Consider the following 22,287-nt stretch of genomic DNA (forward strand, 5'->3'; position numbering starts at 1 on the left):
ACGTCGCCCGAGGGGGCGCGAGAGGCACCTGTGACGAACGAATCCCCGCGGCAGCAGCGCGATGCACGGCCGGAGGCCGACATCTCCCACTCCCTCGCCGAGATCGCTGCGCACGTCGGTGGCGACCTCCGCGTCGATGGGCCCGCCGCCCATGGCGTCGCGTTGAGCACCGCCGGCGTGCGTACGGGTGACCTCTTCGTCGCGGCCGCCGGCGCGAGCACGCACGGTGCCCGATATGCCGCTGACGCGCGGGCTGCCGGTGCGGTCGCGGCGCTCACCGATCCTGCCGGCGCCGAATGGGTCCCCGCGGGCATGCCGCTCATCGTCGTCGACGACCCCCGCGGCCTCCTGGGTCGCCTCTCCGCCTGGTTCTACGGCCACCCGGCGACCGCGTTGAAGACGATCGGCGTGACCGGTACGCAGGGCAAGACGTCGACGACGTTCCTCATCGACGCGGCGCTCGGCGAACGCAGCAGCGGTCTGATCGGATCGATGGGATCGAAGATCGACGGCATCCCGGTGCCGACCAAACTGACGACGCCCGAAGCGCCCGCACTGCACGCGCTGCTCGCGAAGATGCGCGAAGAAGGCGTCACCTGGGTCTCCTCGGAGGTGTCGAGCCAGGCGATCACGATGCGCCGCGTCGACGGGCTGGTCTTCGATGTCGCCGTCTTCCTGAACCTCGGCCACGACCACCTCGACTTCCATGGTTCGCAGGAGAACTACCGCGCGGCCAAGCGCGAGCTCCTCACGCCCGCGATGTCGCGGCTCGCGCTCGTCAACATCGACGATCAGGCCGGCCGCCGCTTCCACGACGATCCCGAGCTGCGCACGGAGTCGTTCTCGATCACCGGTCGCGACGCCGACTGGCGGGCGATCGACATCGAGCTCGGACCCGACGGCTCGGCGTTCACCGTCGTCGGTCCGGAGGGCCAGTCCGCGCGCTTCACGACGCCCATCATCGGCACGTTCACGGTGAGCAACATCCTCGCCGCCGTCGCGGCGCTCGACCGCGTCGGATACCCGCTGGAGCGCTCGGTCGCGGGTCTGGCGGACTTCACCGGGCCCGAGGGGCGCGTGCAGTTCGTGCCGGTCGACGCCGACTTCCGCGTCGTCATCGACGCGGGCCACAAGCCGGAGGCGATCAACGCGCTGCTGTGCGCGCTGCGTCCCGCAACGTCGGGTCGCATCATCACGGTCATCGGCTCCAACGGCAACCGCGACGCGCACAAGCGCCCCTTGATGGGGCGATTCTCCGCCATGGCATCCGACATCGTCGTCGTCACCGACGACAACCCCGCCGACGAGGACCCGGCGATGATCCGCCGTGCCGTCGTGGCCGGCACCCGCGGGTCGAGCGCTCAGGTGTTCGACATCGCGGGGCGGGCGGAGGCGATCCACCACGCCGTCGAGCTGGCGGAGGCCGGCGATCTGCTCGTCATCGTCGGCAAGGGCGACGAGCGGCACCAGATCACGGCGCACGGCATCGTTCCCCACAGCGACCCCGATGAGGTCGCGTGGGCACTCGAGCGGCGCCGCGACCGTACCGCGGACTGACCGCCTCGCCCGCTCGTCACGGGCAGTGCAGAAGCGGTTTGGGCCCGGAGCGATCCACCGTGTGGCTGGCCATCGCGGCTCCGCAGACCGGACACGTCCGCTCCGCCGCCGGAGCGACGGGGACGTCGTCGTATGGGCCGACCGAGGCCGGGCCCGCGAAGCGGATGAGCTGGCGATTCAGGTAGGTGTACCACCCGCCCGCTTCGCGCACGCGCGTGCGGAGGGACGGGCGCTCAGCGTCACTTCGTGTCATGATGATTAGTGTACTAACGAATTCTGAAGGGATGCCATGGACGACGCCGATGCCCGCGACGCGCTGCTGAAGCTCGACAATCAACTGTGCTTCGCGCTCGTGACGGCGGCGCGCAACGTCGTGGCGATCTATCGGCCCATCCTCGAGCCGCTCGGCCTCACACACCCTCAGTACCTCGTGATGCTCGCTCTCTGGGAGCGTGCGCCGCGCCCCCTCGGCGACCTCGCCGAGGAACTCGCCATGGAGCCCGCCACGCTCTCCCCGCTCGTGAAGCGGCTGAATGCGCGCGGACTCGTCTCCCGCGACCGCAGCGAGAGCGACGAGCGCATCCTCGAGGTGGGGCTGACACCGGCGGGGTGGGCGCTGCGGACGCGCGCGCTGGATGTTCCGGCTCAGGTGATGGCGTCGACGGGAATGACCGCGGAGCGTGTCGCCGCCCTGCGCGATGCCCTCGCCCCATTCGCCGGGCGACGCGCTTCCTGAGCTCGGCACGCCTCCCCGCACGACGCACGGACCCCGTGTCGGAGGCCCCGCCTAGACTTGAGCAGTGCCTATCGTCCCCGTCGCAGCCTCGAAACTCAGCGTCCGCGGAGCCCGCGTCCACAACCTCAAGAACGTGGATCTGGACATCCCGCGCGATTCGCTGGTCGTCTTCACCGGTCTCTCCGGATCGGGGAAGTCGTCCCTCGCGTTCGACACCATCTTCGCGGAGGGACAGCGGCGCTACGTCGAGTCGCTGAGCGCCTACGCGCGCCAGTTCCTCGGCCAGGTCGATCGCCCCGACGTCGACTTCATCGAGGGGCTGAGCCCGGCGGTCTCGATCGACCAGAAGTCGACGAACCGCAACCCGCGCTCGACGGTCGGCACGATCACCGAGATCCACGACTACATGCGCCTGCTCTGGGCGCGCATCGGCGTGCCGCACTGCCCGGAATGCGGTGCGCAGATCCAGCGTCAGACCGTGCAGCAGATCGCCGACCAGCTGATGGAACTGCCCGATCGCACCCGGTACCAGATCGTCGCCCCCGTCGTCACGCAGAAGAAGGGCGAGTTCGTCGACCTCTTCAAGGAGCTCTCCGCGAAGGGCTATGCGCGCGCGGTCGTCGACGGCGACCTCATCCAGCTCTCCGAGCCTCCTGTGCTCAAGAAGAGCTACAAGCACGACATCGCGGTCGTCGTCGACCGCCTCGTCGCCGCTCCCGACATCCTGGGGCGCGTCACCGATTCCGTCGAGACGGCGCTCGGCCTCGCGGGCGGCATCGTGCAGGTGAACTACGTCGATGAAGAAGGGGATGCCGCGTGGCAGAGCTTCAGCGAGAAGCTCGCCTGTCCGAACGGCCACCCGCTGCAGCTCACCGAGATCGAGCCGCGCACGTTCTCCTTCAACGCGCCGTTCGGCGCCTGCCCGGCGTGCTCGGGCCTCGGCACCCGGATGTCCGTCGATGTCGAGCTCATGTTGGGGGACGAGGACCTCTCGATCAACGAAGGCGTCATCATCCCCTGGACGACGCAGGGCAAGGGCCTCTATCAGTACTACGAGCGGCTCCTCGTCGGTCTCGCCGATGACCTCGACTTCTCCCTCGACACGCCGTGGCGCAAGCTCCGCGCCGAGGTGAAGGATGCCGTCCTGCGCGGCGAGAACTACAAGGTCACGGTGAAGTGGCGGAACCGCTACGGACGCGAGATGCGGTACTCGTCCGGCTTCGAAGGCGTCGTGCCGTACATCGAGCGGCAGTACACCCAGGCGGAGACCGACACCCAGCGACAGCGGTGGGCCGAGTACCTGCGCGAGGTGCCGTGCCCCGTGTGCAACGGCGATCGGCTCAAGCCCGAGGTGCTCGCGGTGCTCGTGCACGGGCGATCGATCGCGGATGCCTCACGGATGAGCCTCGGCGACGCGCAGTCGTACTTCGACGAGCTCGATCTGACCGATCGTGAGGCGAAGATCGCCGCGGCCGTGCTGCGCGAGATCCGCGCGCGCCTGGACTTCCTCATCCAGGTGGGGCTCAACTACCTGAGCCTCAGCCGCGCTGCGGGCTCCCTCTCCGGCGGTGAGGCGCAGCGCATCCGTCTCGCCACCCAGATCGGCTCGGGGCTCACGGGCGTGCTCTACGTGCTCGACGAGCCGTCCATCGGACTGCACCAGCGCGACAACCGCCGACTCATCGAGACGCTCGTGCACCTGAAGAGCCTCGGCAACACCTTGATCGTCGTCGAGCACGACGAGGAGACCGTGCACGCGGCGGACTGGATCGTCGACATCGGCCCGCGCGCCGGCGTGCACGGGGGAGAGGTCGTCCACTCCGGGCCGCTCGCGTCGCTGCTCACCGAGGACCGCTCCCTGACGGGCGCGTACCTCAGCGGACGACGGTCGATCGAGACACCGAAGAAGCGCCGCAAGATCGACAAGAAGCGCATGCTGACGGTCGTCGGCGCGCGCGAGAACAACCTCAAGAACGTGACCGCGGACTTCCCTCTCGGGGTCCTGACCGCTGTCACCGGCGTCAGCGGCTCGGGCAAGTCGTCGCTCGTCAACGGCATCCTCTACGAAGTGCTCGCGACGAAGCTCAACGGTGCGCGCCGCGTCGCGGGCAAGCACACGCGCGTCACGGGCCTGGACAACCTCGACAAGGTCGTGCACGTCGATCAGGCGCCGATCGGGCGCACGCCGCGCTCGAACCCCGCGACGTACACAGGGGTGTTCGACCGGATCCGGACGCTCTTCAGCGAGACGAGCGAAGCGAAGGTGCGGGGCTATCAACCCGGTCGGTTCAGCTTCAACGTCAAGGGCGGACGGTGCGAGGCGTGCTCGGGCGACGGCACGATCAAGATCGAGATGAACTTCCTTCCTGACGTCTATGTCGACTGCGAGGTGTGCCACGGCAAGCGCTACAACCGCGACACGCTGAGCGTCCACTACAAGGGCAAGAACATCGCCGAAGTGCTGGAGATGCCGATCTCCGAGGCGGCCGACTTCTTCGAGCCCATCCAGGCGATCCACCGGTACCTCAAGACCCTCGTGGACGTCGGTCTCGGCTATGTGCGTCTCGGGCAGTCGGCCACGACCCTCTCCGGCGGCGAGGCGCAGCGCGTCAAGCTCGCGACCGAGCTGCAGCGCCGCTCCAACGGGCGGAGCGTCTACGTGCTCGACGAGCCGACGACGGGCCTCCACTTCGAGGACGTCGCCCGCCTGCTGGAAGTGCTCGGCGGCCTCGTCGACAAGGGCAACACCGTCATCGTCATCGAGCACAACCTCGACGTGATCAAGTCGGCCGACTGGATCATCGACCTCGGACCCGAGGGGGGATCGGGCGGCGGCCAGATCGTCGCCACCGGCACGCCGGAGCAGGTCGCGCGCGTCGCGGAGAGCCACACGGGCGCCTTCCTCGCCGAAGTGCTGGAGGTCGCCGAGGTGCTGGAGTCCGGCTCCGCGGCCACTCGGGAGCCCGCCCGCAAGGCCGGCTGACATGGCGAACGCGCTTCCCTACAAGCCGAAGCCGGGGGAGATCCCGACCCAGCCCGGGGTGTATCGCTTCCGCGACGCCGACGGACGGGTGCTGTACGTCGGCAAGGCGAAGAACCTGCGGGCGCGGCTGTCGAACTATTTCGCCCCGCTGCACACGCTGCACGAGCGCACCCGCCGGATGGTGCTGACGGCGGCATCCGTCGAGTGGACGGTCGTGGCGAGCGACGTCGAGTCGCTGCAGCTCGAGTACATGTGGATCCAGGAGTACTCGCCGCCGTTCAACGTCCGGTACAAGGACGACAAGTCGTACCCGTACATGGCGATCACCCTCGGCGACGAGGCGCCGCGGGTCATCGTGACGCGCAACCGGAGGATTCCGGGCGCGCGCTACTTCGGCCCGTATCCGAAGATCTGGGCGGTGCACGACACGATCGATCTCATGATCAAGGTGTTCCCGATCCGTACCTGTTCGGATGCCTCGTACAAGAAGGCCATGGCGACGGGCAGGCCGTGCTTCCCCGGGCAGATCGGGCGCTGCGGCGGTCCCTGCTCGATGAAGGTCACGATCGAGGAGCACCGCGCGATCGTCGACGACTTCGTGGCCTTCATGGCCGGCGGTGACGCGCGGTTCAGCCGTGAGCTCACGGCGCGGATGCGCGAGGCATCCGCTGCGATGGACTACGAGGCGGCGGCGCGCTACCGCGACCGACTGCAGGCGATCGACGCCGTGCTCAGCCGCAGCTCGCTCGTCCTCGCCGACGACACCGACGCCGATCTCTTCGGGATCGCGGAGGACGAGCTGTCCGCCGCCGTCCAGCACTTCGTCGTGCGCGGCGGGCGCGTCCGCGGTGTACGTGCGACGACGATCGACAAGGAGCTCGACATCTCCGGCGCCGACCTCGTCGATCAGGTGCTCCAGCGCACGTACGGTGCGGCGAGCCCGAGTGAGATCCCGCGCCAGGTGCTCGTCCCGACGCTTCCCGACGACGCCCTCGAACTCGAGCAGTGGCTGCAGGAGCGTCGCGGCAAGCGCGTGTCGCTCCAGGTCGCGCAGCGCGGACGCAAGGCCGATCTCCTGCGCACCGCGACGATCAACGCGCAGCAGGCGCTCCTCCTGCACAAGACGCGGCGCACCTCCGACTACACGTCCCGTACCAAAGCCCTCACGGACCTGCAGCTCGCGCTCGGGATGGACGAAGCGCCGCTGCGCATCGAGTGCTACGACGTGTCGCACCTGTCCGGAACGAACGTCGTGGCATCCATGGTCGTCTTCGAGGACGGGCTGCCGCGCAAGGACCAGTACCGTTCGTTCAGCGTCCCCGAGACGACCGACGACACCGACTCGCTCTATCAGGTGCTGATGCGCCGCCTCGCGCACATCGACCGCGACGATGCGGTCACGGAAGCCGAGGCCGCCGCGCGCGCCCTCGGCGAGTCGGATGACGAGGCTCCGGTCGTGACCGAGCGCAAGCGCCCACGGTTCGCGTACCGTCCGCAGCTGCTCGTCGTCGACGGCGGCGCACCGCAGGTCTCGGCGGCTGCGCGCGCCCTGCAGGACTCCGGCCACACCGAGATCGCCCTCTGCGGCATCGCGAAGCGGCTCGAGGAGATCTGGCTGCCCGGCGACGAGTACCCCGTCATCCTGCCGCGTACTTCGGAGGCGCTGTACCTGCTGCAGCGACTGCGCGATGAAGCGCACCGCTTCGCCATCACGCACCAGCGCACGCGGCGCGGGCGCGACATCACGACGGTGCTGGCGGAGGTCCCGGGGCTCGGAGACGCGCGGATCAAGGCGCTGCTGAAGCACTTCGGGTCCGTCGCGGCACTGAGCCGGGCGAGCGCTGCCGAGATCACCGAGCTGCCCGGGATCGGCCCCAAGCTCGCCGCCGCGATCGAGGAACGTCTCGCGAAGCGCGCAGCCCCAGGTCGCGCCTCCGCCCCTGCTCGCGCGGCCGGCTTCGACACGGTCGAGACCGTGAACCGGTGAGATCGGGCCCCGCCACCGTGCGGCGACTCGCTAGGCTGAGGGAGATCCTGGGGAGGACACGTGGCTGAGGACGAGGTCGCCAGCGAGATCCTGATCGTGACCGGGATGTCGGGCGCCGGGCGCACGACGGCCGCGAACGCCCTCGAGGACCTCGACTGGTACGTCGTCGACAATCTTCCGCCGCAGATGCTGCGGCCGCTGCTCGACATCTCCGACCTCGCCGCCGGTGCGCTGCCGAAGATCGCCGCCGTCGTCGACGTGCGCGGGCGCGACCTCTTCCGCGAGTTGCCCGCCGTGGCGAGTTCGCTCCGCGCCGCGCGCCAGGTCAGAGTGCTCTTCCTGGATGCCTCCGACGACGTCCTCGTGCGTCGCTTCGAATCCGTCCGTCGCCCCCACCCGCTGCAGGGTGACGGGACGATCCTGGACGGGATCCGCCGGGAGCGGGAGCGCCTCGCGGCGATCCGCGAGAGCGCGGATGTCCTCATCGACACGAGCGCACTCAACATCCATCAACTCGCGACGCGCGTCGTCGATCTCTTCAGCGAAGAGGGCGAGGCGCGGCACACCGTCACCGTCATGAGCTTCGGCTTCAAGTACGGTCTTCCGACCGACGTCGACCTCGTCGCCGATATGAGGTTCCTCCCCAATCCGTTCTGGATACCCGAGCTGAAGGGGCTCACGGGGGAGGAGGAGCCCGTGCGCGAGTTCGTCCTCGGGCAGACCGGCGCGCGCGAGTTCATCGACGCCTACGCCGCGGCGCTGCACCCCGTGCTGGAGGGGTATCAGCGCGAGAACAAGCGCCATTCCGTCGTCGCGGTCGGCTGCACGGGGGGTAAGCATCGCTCGGTCGTCACCGCCGTCGAGCTCGCCGCGCGGCTGGCGGAGGTGCCCGGAGTGGCCGTGCGCGTGAAGCATCGAGACCTCGGACGCGAGTAGGCTGGTCGTTCGTCCCCGCACCGAAGACCGAAGGATCGCCGTGTCACCAACCGTCGACGTGAAGACCGAGCTGGCCGGGGTCCGTGACCCTCGACCCACGGCTCGCGTGGCGGAACTGACCGCGATCCTCCGATTCTCCGGCGGGTTGCACCAGATCGCGGGACGGGTTGCCGTCGAAGCCGAGCTCGAGTCGGACCTGCTGGCTCGACGCGTCGCGCGCGACATCATGGAGCTCTACGGGGTGCGCCCCGAACTGCACCGTGTGCAGGCCTCGGGCGGGCGCACCGGCGGGACGTTCGCCGTCCGCGTGATCGACGGCGGCGAGACGCTCGCACGCCAGACCGGTCTGCTCGACCAGCGTCGCCGTCCGGTGCGGGGTCTGCCGAACAAGCTCACCACGGGTGCGCGCCCCGATCTCGCCGCGGTGTGGCGCGGCGCGTTCCTCGCCGCCGGTTCGCTCTCCGATCCAGGGCGCTCCGCAGCGCTCGAGATCGCGTGCCCCTCGGGTGAGGCGGCGATGGCTCTCGTCGGAGCGGCGCATCGCCTCGGCATCACGGCGAAGGCTCGCGAAGTGCGCGGCATCCCGCGCGTCGTCGTGCGTGACGGCGACGCCATCCGCGTGGCTCTCGCCGAGATGGGTGCGGTCCGCACGGCCGACGCGTGGGAGGAGATGCGCCAGCGCCGTGAGGTGCGTGCGGGCGTGAACCGCCTCGTGAACTTCGACGACGCCAACCTGCGGCGTTCGGCCCAGGCCGCGGTGGCGGCGTGCGCGCGCGTAGAACGGGCCCTCGAGATCCTCGGGGACGAGGTCCCCGATCACCTCAGGGAGGCGGGGGAGCTGCGCCTGTCGCACCGCGACGCGAGCCTCGACGAACTGGGCCACCACGCCGACCCGCCGCTCACGAAGGACGCCGTCGCGGGCCGTATCCGCCGCCTCCTGGCGATGGCCGACAAGAAGGCGACCGTCGACGGCATCCCCGGCACCGAGTCCGCCGTCCCCGAGGGCTTCGAGGACTGACGCGCCGCCGCCGTCGTCCGCCCCTCGGGCAGCGACGCGTCGCACGGACACGCATCGCACAGAGACGCATGGGGAACAACCCCCTGCCGCGAGCGTTGCACGTCAATAGGATGAGACTCGTCCCCTCGCCGTGCCCCGTGCGCGGCGCGAACAGGAAGAAGAGAACATGGCGAAGTACACACTCCCGGACCTCCCCTACGATTTCGCGGCCCTCGAGCCCCACATCAGCGGCAAGATCATGGAGCTGCACCACGACAAGCATCACCAGGCCTACGTCACCGGCGCGAACACGGCGCTCGAGCAGCTCGCCGAGGCGCGGGAGACCGGCAACCTGGCGAACGTGAACAAGCTCGAGAAGGACCTCGCCTTCAACCTCGGCGGTCACGTCAACCACTCGATCTTCTGGACCAACCTCGCTCCGGCGACCGACGGCGGTGGCGGTGAGCCCGAGGGCGAGCTGAAGGCCGCGATCGACGACAACTTCGGGGGCTTCGACAAGTTCCAGGCGCACTTCACGGCCGCTGCCACCGGCATCCAGGGCTCCGGCTGGGCGGTGCTCAGCTGGGACCCGATCGGCGAGCAGCTCATCATCCAGCAGCTGTTCGATCAGCAGTCCAACACGGCGCAGGGCACCGTCCCGATCTTCCAGCTCGACATGTGGGAGCACGCGTTCTACCTCGACTACCTCAACGTCAAGGCCGACTACGTCAAGGCGGTCTGGAACATCGCGAACTGGGGCAACGTCGCACAGCGCTTTTCGACGGCGCGCGATAAGACGGCGGGCCTGCTCAAGTAGTAGTGTCGTGACCAGGTGAGGATGCCGGGTCTCGCCCGGCAACGGGAGAGACCCGGCATCCTCTTCTCATAAACCAATCGAACGCGTCGGGGTGCGCTCCGCACCGCCAACACGGCGCGACTGAATCGGGAGACAACGTGTCTGTCAAGATCGGAATCAACGGCTTCGGCCGCATCGGACGTAACTTCCTCCGCGCGGCTCTCGAGCAGGGTGCGGACCTCGACATCGTGGCGGTGAACGACCTCACCGACAACAAGACCCTCGCGCACCTCCTCAAGTACGACTCCGTCGGCGGACGCCTCGACGCCGAGGTCTCGTACGACGCGGACTCCATCACCGTCAACGGCAAGGCCATCAAGGTCTTCGAGGAGCGCGACCCCGCCAACCTGCCGTGGGGCGAGCTCGGTGTCGACATCGTCATCGAGTCGACGGGCCGCTTCACCAAGGCTGTCGACGCCAAGAAGCACATCGAGGGTGGGGCGAAGAAGGTCATCATCTCGGCCCCCGGCACCGATGTCGACGGCACGTTCGTCATGGGCGTCAACGACGGCGAGTACGACTCGGCGACGATGAACATCATCTCGAACGCGTCGTGCACCACCAACTGCCTCGCGCCCCTGGCCAAGGTCTTCAACGACAACTTCGGCATCGAGCGCGGCTTCATGATGACCGCGCACGCCTACACGGCCGACCAGAACCTGCAGGACGGCCCGCACAGCGACCTGCACCGGGCCCGCGCCGCGGCGATCAACATCGTGCCCGCGTCGACCGGCGCCGCCAAGGCCATCGGCCTCGTGCTGCCCGAGCTCAACGGCAAGCTCTCCGGCTCGTCGTACCGCGTGCCGGTTCCCACCGGTTCGATCGTGGACCTCACGATCATCACCCCGACCGAAGGCCTGACCGCCGAGGTCATCAACGCCGCCTACAAGAAGGCTGCGGCTGAAGGCGAGCTCGTCGGCTACCTGAAGTACAACGAGGACGCGATCGTCTCGAGCGACATCCAGCTCGACCCGCACTCGTCCGTCTTCGACGCCGGTCAGACCAACGTCTCGGGCAACCTCGTCAAGGTGTCGTCGTGGTACGACAACGAGTGGGGCTACTCCAACCGTCTCGTCGACCTCACCGAGCTCGTCGCCGAGAAGCTCTGATCTAGAACATCATGGCTCTGCGTACCCTCGATTCCCTGGGTTCGCTGGCCGGTAAGCGCGTCATCGTCCGTGTTGACTTCAATGTCCCTCTCAAAGAGGGCGTCATCACGGACGATGGCCGTATCCGGGCGGCTCTTCCCACGCTCAATCACTTGATCAACCAGGGCGCGCGCGTCATCGCGTGCTCCCACCTGGGCCGCCCCGACGGGGCCCCTGACCCGAAGTACAGCCTCGAGCCGGTCGCACAGCGCCTGTCAGAGCTTCTCGGCAAGCCGGTCGCCTTCGCGACCGACACCGTCGGCGAGTCTGCGCAGACCGCGGCATCCGCGCTCGAAGACGGGGACGTGGCCGTCATCGAGAACCTCCGCTTCAACCCGGGCGAGACAGCGAAGGATGCCGCTGAGCGCCGCGCGTTCGCCGAGCAGCTCGCGGCTCTCGGCGACGCGCTCGTCTCAGACGGGTTCGGTGTCGTCCACCGCAAGCAGGCGTCGGTGTACGAGCTCGCCGAGCTCCTGCCGTCCGCCGCCGGCTTCCTCATCGAGAAGGAGGTCGACGTCCTCGACCGTCTCACCGAGAAGCCCGAGCGCCCCTACGCGGTCGTCCTCGGCGGGTCGAAGGTCAGCGACAAGCTCGGCGTCATCGAGCACCTCCTACCGCGTGCGGACAAGATCCTCGTGGGCGGCGGAATGCTCTTCACGTTCCTCGCCGCCCAGGGCCTCAAGGTGGGCAAGAGCCTGCTCGAAGTCGACCAGATCGACACCGTCAAGGGCTATATCGCGACGGCGGCCGAGAAGGGCGTCGAGCTCGTCCTCCCGGTGGACGCGGTCATGGCCTCCGGCTTCGCGGCGGATGCCGACCACGTCGTTGCGGCTGCGGACTCGCTGGAGGACACGCCGTTCGGCGCCGACGGCATGGGTCTGGACATCGGGCCCGAGACGGCGACGATCTTCGCCGACGCCATCCGCTCGTCGAAGACGGTGTTCTGGAACGGCCCGATGGGCGTCTTCGAGATGCCGGCGTTCGCCGCGGGCACGAAGGCCGTCGCGGAGGCGCTGACCGACGTCGAGGGCCTGTCGGTCGTCGGCGGCGGCGATTCCGCCGCGGCTGTGCGACAGCTCGGCTTCGCGGACGACCAGTTCGGTCACATCTCGACCGGCGGCGGCGCGAGCTTGGAGTTCCTGGAGGGCAAGAAGCTCCCCGGGCTGGAGATCCTCGGATGGGAAAGCTGATGGCACGGACCCCGCTCATCGCCGGCAACTGGAAGATGAACCTCGACCACCTGCAGGCGGTCGCATTCGTCCAGAAGCTGCACTGGACCCTGAAGGATGCCGCGCACGAGGACGGCTCGGTCGAGGTGGCCCTCTTCCCGCCATTCACCGACATCCGCACGGTGCAGACACTCATCGACGCCGACAAGATCCCGTTCGCCTTCGGTGCGCAGGATCTCTCGACGAAGGACTCCGGAGCGTACACCGGCGAGATCTCCGGCGTCTTCCTGTCGAAACTCGGATGCCGCTACGTCATCATCGGGCACTCCGAGCGCCGCGACTACCACCATGAGACCGACGAGCTCGTCGGCGAGAAGGTGCAGGCGGCCCTCCGCAACGGGCTCGTCCCGGTGATCTGCGTGGGCGAGACGCTCGAGCAGCGCGAGGAGTCCGGCCCCACGGCCGTCTCGGTCGGTCAGCTCGAGGTCGCCCTCGAAGGCGTCTCGGCGGACGCGGACATCGTCGTGGCCTACGAGCCGGTCTGGGCGATCGGCACCGGCCAGGTAGCCTCGCCCGAGCAGGCTCAGGAGGTCTGCGGCGCCCTTCGTGCGGTGATCGCCGACAAGCTGGGAGCCGACGCGGCCGCACGCACCCGCATCCTGTATGGCGGCTCTGTGAAGTCGGGCAACATTGCGAGCTTCATGCGCGAGCCCGACGTCGACGGCGCGCTGGTCGGCGGGGCGAGTCTCGTCGCCGACGAGTTCGCTGCGATCATCCGGTACCAGAAGCACGTCGGCGTCTGACGACGGCATCCGAGGGCGCCTCCTCCGGGGAGGCGCCCTCGGACGGTATACTCGACCCTTGTGCGCCCTGCGGTGGGCGCAGCGAAAGGCTTCTTCGACTGTGGACATCCTCGAGTTCGTGCTGCAGGTCCTGCTGGGGATCACCAGCCTCCTGCTGACCCTCCTGATCCTCCTGCACAAAGGGCGCGGGGGTGGCCTGTCGGACATGTTCGGCGGCGGCATGAGCTCCGCAATGGGATCGTCCGGTCTCGCGGAGCGCAACCTCAACCGCTTCACCGTCGTCCTCGCGCTCGTGTGGTTCGTCTCCATCGTCGCGCTCGGACTCATCACCAAGTTCCAGGGGATCTGATGGCTACCGGAGGAAACGCGATCCGCGGCACCCGTGTCGGTGCCGGTCCCATGGGCGAGCAGGACCACGGTCACCACGCCGACCGCGTGGCGATCTCCTACTGGGACGCTCTCGGCAACGAGACCGTCCGCTACTTCGCGGCAGGGATCCCCGAGGAGGAGATCCCCGAGGTCATCGACTCGCCGCACTCCGGCCTCCCCGCCGGTCGCGACAAGGAGAACCCTCCCGCGCTCGCCAAGACCGAGCCGTACAAGACGCACCTCGCCTACGTGAAGGAGCGTCGCACCGAGGAAGAGGCCGACGCCCTCCTCGACGATGCGCTGCAGCAGCTGCGCGAGCGGCGCGGACAGGCCTGAGGCTCAAAACTCCTGATCGATGAGTTCGCCGGGGACGTTCGCCGCGGCATCCTCGTCGACGAAGAACAGCGTGCGTCGGCGGCCCTTCGCGCCGGCAGCCGGCACCGTCTCGTAGCTCGCACCCGCGAGGGCGAGCCCGAGGGCGGACGCCTTGTCGACGCCCGACAGCACGAGCCAGACGCACCGTGCGGAGTTCAGCACGGGCCGTGTCAGACTCAGCCGGTCGCTCGGCGGCTTGGGGGCATCGTGCACCGCGACGACGGCGCGGTCGGTCACCTGGATCTCCGTGCGATCGGGGAAGAGCGAGGCGATGTGTCCGTCCGGCCCGACGCCGAGGAAGCACAGGTAGAACGCGGGCCACGCCTGCTCGTCGTCGCCGTAGCGCGCGAGTTCCGCAGCGTAGGCGTCGGCGGCGGCATCCATGTCGACGACGTCCCCCGAGGTCGCCATCGGGTGGACGTTCTGCGGCGGGATGTCGATGTGATCGATGAGAGCGGCGCGCGCTCCCACGTCGTTGCGTTCCGGGTGGCCTGCGGGCAGGAACCGCTCATCACCCCACCACAGGTGGACCGCCGACCAGTCGACCTCGCCGCGCCGCGGATGCGCGCCCGCGGCGCGGAGCACATCGGTGCCGATCGCGCCGCCGGTGAGGATGAGATGCGACGTCTTGCCGGCGAGCGAGCGGCGGATGAGCCGCACGACGAGCCGCTCCGCGACATCGGATGCCAGGGTCTCGGCGCCGGTGCTGATGACCACTCGCTTCTCGGTCCACAACTGCGCCATCGGAGCTCCTAAGACTCGGACTGGGGGGACGCCTCGAGATGCTCGGGCGGTCCGATCAGGTCCCAGCCTTCCGTGATCACTCGACCATACAGGAGGTCGGGATCGAGGCGTCGGAGCTCTTCGGCGAGGCACTCGCGCAGCGTACGCCGGGGGAGCACGATGTCGTGCGCGGGCTGGCCGGGCTGGGTCAGCGAGGCGTCGATATCATTGCTGCGCTCGAGCAGGATGTCACCCGACGGACGCGTCAGACGCACCGAACGGATGCCGTGGTCCCAGTCGTCCTGGGGGGCGTAGCGCCACACCACCGGCACGTCGAGCTGCAGCCGCAGCCACGCCGCCAGCAGGCCCGTCGAGGGCGAGCTGCCCGCGCCGACGACCTCGACGGCCGTGACGGGCTCGTACGGCGGCTGGTCCAGCACCGCGGCGAGCTGCTCCCGCCAGTGCGTCAGGCGCGTCCAGGCGAGATCGGTGTCACCGGGCGCGTACGACGTGCCGAGCTGGGAGAGGCGATCCTTCGTGAAGGGCTTCGTCGAGGCATCCGTGATGCGTCGCTGCGCCATGCGGCCGACATCCGATGTCGACGGCTGCGCCGGCGGGTAGTCGGGCCACCACGCGACCACGGGAGCGTCGGGGAGCAGGAGGCCAGTGATGAGCCCTTCCTGATTGGCCGCGGCCGGGCCATGCGCGCGCAGCACGATGACCTCGCTCGCCCCGGCGTCGCCGCCGACGCGGATCTGCGCGTCGAGCTTCGCGTCGCCGTCGGTGTTGGTGATGAGGACGATGACGCGCATGGGGTGCTCGCGCGAGGCGTCGTTCGCCGCCTCGATCGCCTCTTCCTGCAGCCCGTGGGTCGTCACGATGACGAGGGTGAGCACACGCCCGAGGGCGACGGCGCCGCCCTCCTCCCGCACGCTCACGAGGGAGCGTGCGATCTTCGAGACGGTGGTGTCGGGCAGATCGACGATCACGGGCGCCTCCAGACGCGGCCGTCGCGGGCCAGGAGTTCATCGGCGGACGGGGGTCCCCAGGAGCCGGGGGAGTACTGCTCGAGACCATCCTGCGCCTCGGCGTCGAGGGCCGACCAGTACTCCTCGACGGGGTCGAGGATCTTCCAGGACAGCTCGACCTCTTCGTGCCGGGGGAACAGCGGCGGGTCGCCCAGGAGGACGTCGAGGATCAGACGCTCGTACGCCTCCGGGCTCGACTCGGTGAACGCGTGGCCGTAGCCGAAGTCCATCGTGACGTCGCGGACCTCGTTCGCCGCGCCCGGCACCTTGGAGCCGAACCGGATCGTGACACCCTCATCGGGCTGCACGCGGATCACGAGCGCGTTCTGCCCCAGCTCGAGGGTCTGGTTGCGCTGGAAGAGGTGCTGCGGAGCGCGCTTGAACACGACCGCGATCTCCGTCACGCGTCGGCCGAGGCGCTTGCCCGTGCGCAGGTAGAACGGCACACCCGCCCAGCGGCGGGTGGCGATCTCGAGCTTCACCGCGGCATACGTCTCGGTCGTCGAGTCGGGGTTCATACCGTCCTCGTCGAGGAAGCCGGTGACCTCCTCGCCGCCCTGCCAGCCGCCGCCGTACTGCCCGCGGGCGGTGGCGACCGAGAGGTCCTCGGGGAGCCGGACCGCGGCGAGCACCTTCTCCTTCTCGGCGCGCAGGTCGGTCGCCGACATCGAGATCGGCTCCTCCATCGCGGTCAGGGCGAGCAGCTGCAGGAGATGGTTCTGGATGACGTCGCGTGCCGCGCCGATGCCGTCGTAGTAGCCGGCCCGTCCGGCGACCCCGATGTCCTCGGCCATCGTGATCTGCACGTGGTCGACGTAGTTGGCGTTCCAGATCGGCTCGTAGAGCTCGTTGGCGAAGCGCAGCGCCAGGATGTTCTGGACAGTCTCCTTGCCGAGGTAGTGGTCGATCCGGAAGATCGAATCCGCGGGGAAGGCGACTTCGAGCGCCGCGTTGAGTTCGCGCGCCGTCTGCAGGTCGGAGCCGAACGGCTTCTCGATCACGACGCGACGCCAGGCATCGGGGTTGGTCGACTTGTCGTCGACGAGGCCCGACTGCTTGAGCTGCTTCGCGACGATCGGGAAGTCGCGCGGGGGGATTGACAGGTAGAACGCGTGGTTGCCCATCGTGCCGCGCTCGACGTCGAGCTTCTCGACGGTCTCGCGCAGACGCCGGAACGCGTCGTCGTCCCCGAACTCGCCCGAGACGAATCGGATGCCTTGGAGCAGCTGCTTCCACGTCTCCTCGCGGAACGGCGTCCGAGCGTGCTGCCGCACCGAGTCGTGCACGACCTTCGCGAAGTCCTGGTCCTCCCAATCGCGGCGGGCGAAACCGACGAGGGCGAACCCGGGCGGCAGGAGCCCCCGGTTCGCGAGGTCGTACACAGCCGGCATGAGCTTCTTGCGCGACAGATCGCCCGTCACGCCGAAGATCACGAGCGCACTGGGACCGGCGATGCGGTTCAGGCGGCGGTCATCGGGGTCGCGCAGGGGGTTGTGCCCACGCGAGATCTCCACGGTCATCGAAAAGGTTCTCCTACTGCGCTGCTTCGAACAGCGCCAGAACGTCGGTCTGCGGATCGGTGAGGGTGAGCGTCACGACGGGACGACCGTGTGCGACGAGCACCGACGCATCGCCCGCCGCCTGCGCGGCGATCAGCTGACCGAACGTGAACGGGCGGCCGGGGATCTCGAGGTCCACCTCGCTCGACCCGAGGATCTGGACGAAGACGCCGTCGGCAGGTCCGCCCTTGTGGTATTGACCCGTCGAGTGCAGGAACCGGGGTCCCCAGCCGAACGTCGTCGGGCGGCCGCTGTCCGCGGCGACCAGCTCGCGGAGCCCCGCGAGCTGGGGAACCGCGGTGCGGTCGACGTACGCCTGGATCGCTACGTATCCCGTGGGCCCGAGGCGAGCCCAGAGCGCGTCGAGGACGCCCGGGAGAGTTCCCGATGCGGCCAGCGCGGCATCCGAGACGCGCACCTCGACATCGCCCGAGACGAACGCGGGAGCCCCGACGTCGGGGCGGGCGTCCAGCAGACCGCGAGTGGCCTCCTTGGCGGATTCGACGTCGGGCTGGTCGAACGGATCGATGCCGAGCACGCGCCCCGCGATCGCGGTCGCATACTCCCACACGACGAACTGCGCGCCGAGCGAGCCGCTCACGAGGATCTCATCCGGGTACTGCTCGATGATCCGGAAGTGCACGGCGTCGTCGACGAGGCGCAGGATCTGCAGATCCGCCGGAGTCTCGTCGACCTCCGGGGAGACGGGGAGGAGGACGACCGGAAGGATGCCGGTGCCCTGCTTGCCGGTCGACTCGGCCACGAGCTGCTCGATCCAGTCGGGCAGGCCCACGATGTGCGTCCCGTCCGAGACGAGCCCGAGCTTGTCGCGGCGGGGGATCTCCGCGGCGCTGCCGGCGATGGCGGCAGCGAGGACGAGCGCGGGGTTCCGCGGGTCGTCGATCGCGACCTCGAGCAGCGTCGCCTCGGCCTCGTCCAGGAGCTCGGAGATGTCGACGCCGGCAAGACCCGCGGGCACGAGACCGAACGCGGTGAGGGCCGAGTAGCGCCCCCCGACCGTCGGGTCGGCGTTGAACACGCGGTACCCGGCCTCGCGTGCCGACGCGTCGAGCGGCGAACCCGGGTCGGTCACGACGACGATGCGCTCAGCGGGGTCGATGCCGAGGTCACGCCATGCGGCCTCGAAGGCGCGCCGCGCGGAGTCCGTCTCGACCGTCGACCCGGACTTCGAGGAGACGACGAGGACGGTCTCGGCGAGGCCGCCGGTCGCACCGTCGCCGTCGATCGCCGCGAGCACCTGGCCAGGAGCGGTCGAGTCGAGCACCACGAGCGGAACGCCGGCTGTCGCCGCGATGACCTCGGGCGCGAGCGACGAGCCGCCCATCCCCGCGAGGACGATGCGCGTGAGTCCTCGACCGACGAGGTCGGCGCGCAGGGCGTCGATCTCGTCGACGAGCGGCCGGGAGACGCTGACCGCGTTCACCCAGCCGAGGCGGCGGGAGGCCTCCTCGGCGGCATCCGGGCCCCACAGGTCCGGATCTCCCGCCGTGATGCCGCTCGCGACGAGCGCGTCCACCAACCCGGGAAGCGTCGCCTCGACGACGTGCTTCACCCGTCCGGAGACGTGGATCTCGAAACTCACCGGGCGTTCTCCGGTGCGGCGGCCAGTGCCGCCGAGACCGTCGATTTGAGGTCCTGCCACGACGCGATGAACTTCTCGACGCCCTCGTCCTCGAGCAGCTGCGTGACGTCGGCGATGTCGACGCCGGCGGCGGCGAGCTCGTCGAAGACGCGGTGTGCGTCCGCGTAGGCACCCGTGATGGTGTCACCGGTCACGACGCCGTGGTCGAACGTCGCCTCGAGGGTCTTCTCCGGCATCGTGTTGACGGTGCCGGGGGCGACGAGCTCGGTGACGTAGAGCGTGTCGGGGAGCGCGGGGTCCTTGACGCCGGTCGACGCCCACAGCGGGCGCTGCACGTTGCCGCCGGCGGCGACGAGCTCCTGCGCGCGCGGCTCGGCGAAACGCTGCTCGAACAGCTCGTACGCGAGGCGGGCGTTCGCGAGCCCCGCCTGCGACTTCAGAGCCGCGGCCGCGTCGGTGCCGATGGCGGTGAGGCGCTTGTCGACCTCGGTGTCCACGCGGGAGACGAAGAACGACGCGACCGAGTGGATGCCGCTGAGGTCGTGCCCGTTCGCCTTCGCCTGCTCGAGACCCGCGAGGTACGCGTCGATGACCTCGCCGTAACGCTCGAGCGAGAAGATCAGCGTCACATTGACCGAGATGCCCGCCGCGAGCGTCGCCGTGATCGCGGGGAGGCCCGCCTTGGTCGCGGGGATCTTGATGAGCGCGTTCGGGCGGTCGACCTTGGCCCACAGCTGCTGCGCCTCGGAGATCGTCGCGTCGGTGTCGTGCGCGAGGTCGGGGGAGACCTCGATCGACACGCGCCCGTCGACGCCGCCGGTCGCGTCGAAGACGGGCCGGAAGATGTCGGCGGCATCCGCGACGTCGGTCGTCGTGATCTCGAAGATCGCCTCATCGGCCGACACGCCACGCGCCGCGAGCGCGGCCAGAGGAGCGTCGTACGAGTCGTCCTCCTTGTTGCCGATCGCGGCCTGGAAGATCGACGGGTTCGTCGTCACACCGGACACGTTCCGCGTCTGGATGAGTTCGGCGAGGTTGCCGGAGTCGATGCGCTTTCGAGACAGGTCGTCGAGCCAGATGCTGACACCGGCGGCGGTGAGATCCTGGGTGGGGGTGCTCATGCGTTGTTCTCCTTGACGGTCGCGCGCGCCGCGTCGGCGACGTGGTCGGTGGTGATGCCGAACTTCTCGAACAGGGTCTTGTAGTCGGCGGAGGCGCCGAAGTGATCGATGCCGACGGTGCGGCCGGTGTCGCCGACGATCGTGCGCCACAGGGGGGTGGAGCCGGCTTCGACGGAAACACGCGCCTTGACCGCCGCCGGGAGGACCGACTCGCGGTAGGCGTCGTCTTGTTCGGCGAACCACTCCAGTGAGGGAGCGGACACGACGCGCGCCTGGATGCCTTCGCCGGCGAGGACCTCGCGGGCCTGCACGGCGAGCTGCACCTCGGACCCGGTCGCGATGAGGATCACGTCGGGGGTGCCGTCGCTGTCGATGAGGACGTAGGCGCCCTTCGCGACGCCGTCCGTCGTCGCGAACCCCTGCTCGCCGCGCGGGAACACGGGGATGTTCTGGCGGGTGAGGGCGATACCGACCGGGCCGCCGTTCGTGCGACGGACGATCTCGTGCCATGCGGCAGAGGTCTCGTTCGCATCGGCGGGGCGTACGACCGTGAAGTTCGGAATGAGGCGGAGCGTCGACAGCTGTTCGATCGGCTGGTGGGTGGGACCGTCCTCGCCGAGGGCGACGGAGTCGTGCGTCCACACGAAGATCGACGGGATGTCCATCAGCGCGGCCAGACGCACCGGGGGGCGCATGTAGTCGCTGAAGATCAGGAACGTGCCGCCGAACGGGCGCGTCGGTCCGTGCAGCTTGATGCCGTTGACGATGGCACCCATCGCGTGCTCGCGGATGCCGAAGTGCAGCACCCGTCCGTACGGGTCGCCCGACCACTCGTGGGTGGACCACTCGGCGGGGATGAAGCTCTTGGCATCCTTGATCGTCGTCAGGTTCGACTCGGCGAGGTCTGCCGAGCCGCCCCACAGCTCCGGGAGCTGCGCCGCGAGCGCATTGATGACCTGACCCGAGGCGGCACGCGTCGAGACGTCCTTGCCCGCCTCGAACGCCGGGACGGTCAGGTCAGCGGGCAGCTCGCCCGCCTCGAGACGGTCCAGCAGCGCCTTGCGCTCGGGGTTCGCCGCGGCCCACTCGTCGAAGTGCGCCTGCCAGGCGGCACGCGCCTCCTTCGCCCGGTCGCCCAGCGCGCGGGTGTGCGCGATGACGTCGTCCGCGACGACGAAGCTCTTCTCGGGATCGAAGCCGAGCACCTTCTTCGTCGCGGCGAGCTCGTCGCCGCCGAGGGCGGAACCGTGGATCTTGCCGGTGTTCTGCTTGCCGGGGGAGGGCCAGCCGATGATCGTCTTGAGGATGATCAGCGACGGCTTGGACGTCTCGCCCTGGGCCGCCTCGATCGCCGCATGCAACTCGGCGACGTCTTCGACGTACTCGCCGGTCTTCTTCCAGTCGACCGTCTGAACCTGCCAGCCGTACGCTTCGTACCGCTTGGCGACGTCCTCGGTGAACGCGACGTTCGTGTCGTCCTCGATGGAGATCTGGTTGGAGTCGTAGATCGCGATGAGGTTGCCGAGCTCCTGGTGCCCCGCGAGGCTGGATGCCTCGGACGTCACGCCCTCCTGCAGGTCGCCGTCGCCCGCGATGACGTAGACGAAGTGGTCGAACGGGCTCGTGCCCGCCGGAGCCTCCGGGTCGAACAGGCCCCGCTCGTAGCGTGCCGCGTAGGCGAACCCGACCGCGGAGGACAGACCCTGGCCCAGCGGACCGGTCGTGATCTCGACACCCTTGGTGTGCCCGTACTCCGGGTGGCCCGGTGTGAGCGAGCCCCACGTGCGCAGCGCCTCGAGGTCCTTCAGCTCGAGACCGAACCCGCCCAGGTACAGCTGCACGTACTGCGTCAGCGACGAGTGACCTGCCGAGAGGATGAAGCGGTCGCGGCCCAGCCAGTGGGTGTCCGCCGGATCATGACGCAGCACCCGCTGATACAGCAGGTACGCGGCGGGAGCGAGGCTCATGGCGGTACCCGGATGGCCGTTCCCCACCTTCTCCACGGCATCCGCCGCGAGCACTCGGGCGGTATCCACCGCACGCCGATCGATTTCATCCCAACGCAGTTCCGACACGGACCGCCCTTTCGAGAGTGAGGGGAGTGCGACCGAGGGGATCGGGCGGCGGCGCCGCTGCGTCTCCGGCGCTCGGCGGCGCTTGTGGTTTCAGCTTACCGACTGCGCATACCCGACAGGCCATGTGACGCAACTGCGCGTCATCCTCGCCGATCGAGAGTCGGTTCAACACACTGTACGGGGTTCAGTGGAGTGGACACAAGAGCGGACTCGCGGAGAGACGCCCTGTCTTAGACTGGACGCGGCAGTCGGCGGAGGGAAG

19 protein-coding genes are annotated in these 22,287 nt (G+C 69.1%); 12 read left to right on the forward strand and 7 right to left on the reverse strand.

The window, feature by feature from the left end:
* The first annotated feature begins 30 nt into the window (after nt 1-30).
* Nucleotides 31-1,557 carry a UDP-N-acetylmuramoyl-L-alanyl-D-glutamate--2,6-diaminopimelate ligase gene (locus J0I43_RS07025; protein ID WP_292861118.1) on the forward strand — a complete coding sequence of 509 codons (1,527 nt, stop codon included), beginning with the start codon at nt 31-33 and terminating at the stop codon, nt 1,555-1,557.
* A 16-nt stretch (nt 1,558-1,573) separates the two neighbouring features.
* Here J0I43_RS07025 and J0I43_RS07030 read toward each other — a convergent pair whose 3' ends face one another.
* On the reverse strand, nt 1,574-1,810 hold the full coding sequence (locus tag J0I43_RS07030) for a hypothetical protein (protein WP_292861121.1): 237 nt from the start codon (nt 1,808-1,810) through the stop codon (nt 1,574-1,576).
* A 36-nt stretch (nt 1,811-1,846) separates the two neighbouring features.
* Here J0I43_RS07030 and J0I43_RS07035 point away from each other — a divergent pair, with 36 nt between their 5' ends.
* From J0I43_RS07035 to J0I43_RS07085, 11 genes are all read left to right on the forward strand, one after another.
* Entirely contained in the window at nt 1,847-2,293 is a 447-nt protein-coding gene (locus tag J0I43_RS07035; RefSeq protein ID WP_292861124.1) for a MarR family winged helix-turn-helix transcriptional regulator, read from the forward strand.
* Between the two features lie 64 nt (nt 2,294-2,357).
* On the forward strand, nt 2,358-5,276 hold the full coding sequence (uvrA, locus tag J0I43_RS07040; RefSeq protein ID WP_292861127.1) for an excinuclease ABC subunit UvrA: 2,919 nt from the start codon (nt 2,358-2,360) through the stop codon (nt 5,274-5,276).
* 1 nt (nt 5,277) lies between these two features.
* Nucleotides 5,278-7,263, forward strand: coding sequence for an excinuclease ABC subunit UvrC (gene uvrC / locus J0I43_RS07045; RefSeq protein ID WP_292861130.1), 1,986 nt, complete (start codon nt 5,278-5,280; stop codon nt 7,261-7,263).
* A gap of 60 nt (nt 7,264-7,323) precedes the next feature.
* Nucleotides 7,324-8,199 carry an RNase adapter RapZ gene (gene rapZ, locus J0I43_RS07050; RefSeq protein ID WP_292861133.1) on the forward strand — a complete coding sequence of 292 codons (876 nt, stop codon included), beginning with the start codon at nt 7,324-7,326 and terminating at the stop codon, nt 8,197-8,199.
* A 40-nt stretch (nt 8,200-8,239) separates the two neighbouring features.
* On the forward strand, nt 8,240-9,217 hold the full coding sequence (whiA, locus tag J0I43_RS07055) for a DNA-binding protein WhiA (protein WP_292861136.1): 978 nt from the start codon (nt 8,240-8,242) through the stop codon (nt 9,215-9,217).
* Between the two features lie 166 nt (nt 9,218-9,383).
* On the forward strand, nt 9,384-10,013 hold the full coding sequence (locus tag J0I43_RS07060; RefSeq protein WP_292861139.1) for a superoxide dismutase: 630 nt from the start codon (nt 9,384-9,386) through the stop codon (nt 10,011-10,013).
* A gap of 137 nt (nt 10,014-10,150) precedes the next feature.
* Nucleotides 10,151-11,161, forward strand: a complete 1,011-nt coding sequence (gene gap / locus J0I43_RS07065) for a type I glyceraldehyde-3-phosphate dehydrogenase (protein WP_292861142.1) — start codon at nt 10,151-10,153, stop codon at nt 11,159-11,161.
* An 11-nt stretch (nt 11,162-11,172) separates the two neighbouring features.
* A complete protein-coding gene (gene pgk / locus J0I43_RS07070; RefSeq protein WP_292861144.1) occupies nt 11,173-12,390 on the forward strand; it encodes a phosphoglycerate kinase in 1,218 nt (405 codons plus the stop codon).
* Entirely contained in the window at nt 12,390-13,172 is a 783-nt protein-coding gene (gene tpiA / locus J0I43_RS07075) for a triose-phosphate isomerase (protein WP_292861147.1), read from the forward strand. The genes pgk and tpiA overlap by 1 nt, the downstream gene beginning before the upstream one ends.
* A gap of 100 nt (nt 13,173-13,272) precedes the next feature.
* Nucleotides 13,273-13,521 (forward strand): preprotein translocase subunit SecG, encoded by a 249-nt coding sequence (secG, locus tag J0I43_RS07080; protein WP_196322857.1) that lies wholly within the window; start codon nt 13,273-13,275, stop codon nt 13,519-13,521.
* On the forward strand, nt 13,521-13,877 hold the full coding sequence (locus J0I43_RS07085; RefSeq protein ID WP_292861157.1) for an RNA polymerase-binding protein RbpA: 357 nt from the start codon (nt 13,521-13,523) through the stop codon (nt 13,875-13,877). Before secG ends, J0I43_RS07085 begins: the two co-directional genes overlap by 1 nt.
* Before the next feature lie 3 nt (nt 13,878-13,880).
* On the opposite strand, the gene pgl is transcribed toward J0I43_RS07085, so the two are convergent.
* The 6 genes from pgl to tkt are packed head-to-tail and all read right to left on the reverse strand — an operon-like array spanning nt 13,881 to nt 22,025.
* The gene (gene pgl, locus J0I43_RS07090) at nt 13,881-14,660 is read right to left on the reverse strand and encodes a 6-phosphogluconolactonase (protein ID WP_292861160.1); all 780 of its coding nucleotides are present in this window, start codon (nt 14,658-14,660) and stop codon (nt 13,881-13,883) included.
* Nucleotides 14,661-14,668: 8 nt separating this feature from the next.
* Nucleotides 14,669-15,628 (reverse strand): glucose-6-phosphate dehydrogenase assembly protein OpcA, encoded by a 960-nt coding sequence (locus J0I43_RS07095; protein WP_292861163.1) that lies wholly within the window; start codon nt 15,626-15,628, stop codon nt 14,669-14,671.
* The gene (gene zwf / locus J0I43_RS07100) at nt 15,625-17,187 is read right to left on the reverse strand and encodes a glucose-6-phosphate dehydrogenase (protein ID WP_292861166.1); all 1,563 of its coding nucleotides are present in this window, start codon (nt 17,185-17,187) and stop codon (nt 15,625-15,627) included. Before zwf ends, J0I43_RS07095 begins: the two co-directional genes overlap by 4 nt.
* A gap of 13 nt (nt 17,188-17,200) precedes the next feature.
* Nucleotides 17,201-18,829: a glucose-6-phosphate isomerase gene (locus J0I43_RS07105; RefSeq protein ID WP_292861169.1), complete on the reverse strand. Its 1,629-nt coding sequence runs from the start codon at nt 18,827-18,829 to the stop codon at nt 17,201-17,203.
* Nucleotides 18,826-19,950 carry a transaldolase gene (gene tal, locus J0I43_RS07110; protein WP_292861172.1) on the reverse strand — a complete coding sequence of 375 codons (1,125 nt, stop codon included), beginning with the start codon at nt 19,948-19,950 and terminating at the stop codon, nt 18,826-18,828. The genes J0I43_RS07105 and tal overlap by 4 nt, the downstream gene beginning before the upstream one ends.
* A complete protein-coding gene (gene tkt, locus J0I43_RS07115; RefSeq protein ID WP_292861175.1) occupies nt 19,947-22,025 on the reverse strand; it encodes a transketolase in 2,079 nt (692 codons plus the stop codon). The genes tal and tkt overlap by 4 nt, the downstream gene beginning before the upstream one ends.
* Nucleotides 22,026-22,287: the final 262 nt, after the last annotated feature.

It is taken from the genome of Microbacterium sp., assembly GCF_017305435.1.
Taxonomy (GTDB): Bacteria; Actinomycetota; Actinomycetes; order Actinomycetales; family Microbacteriaceae; genus Microbacterium.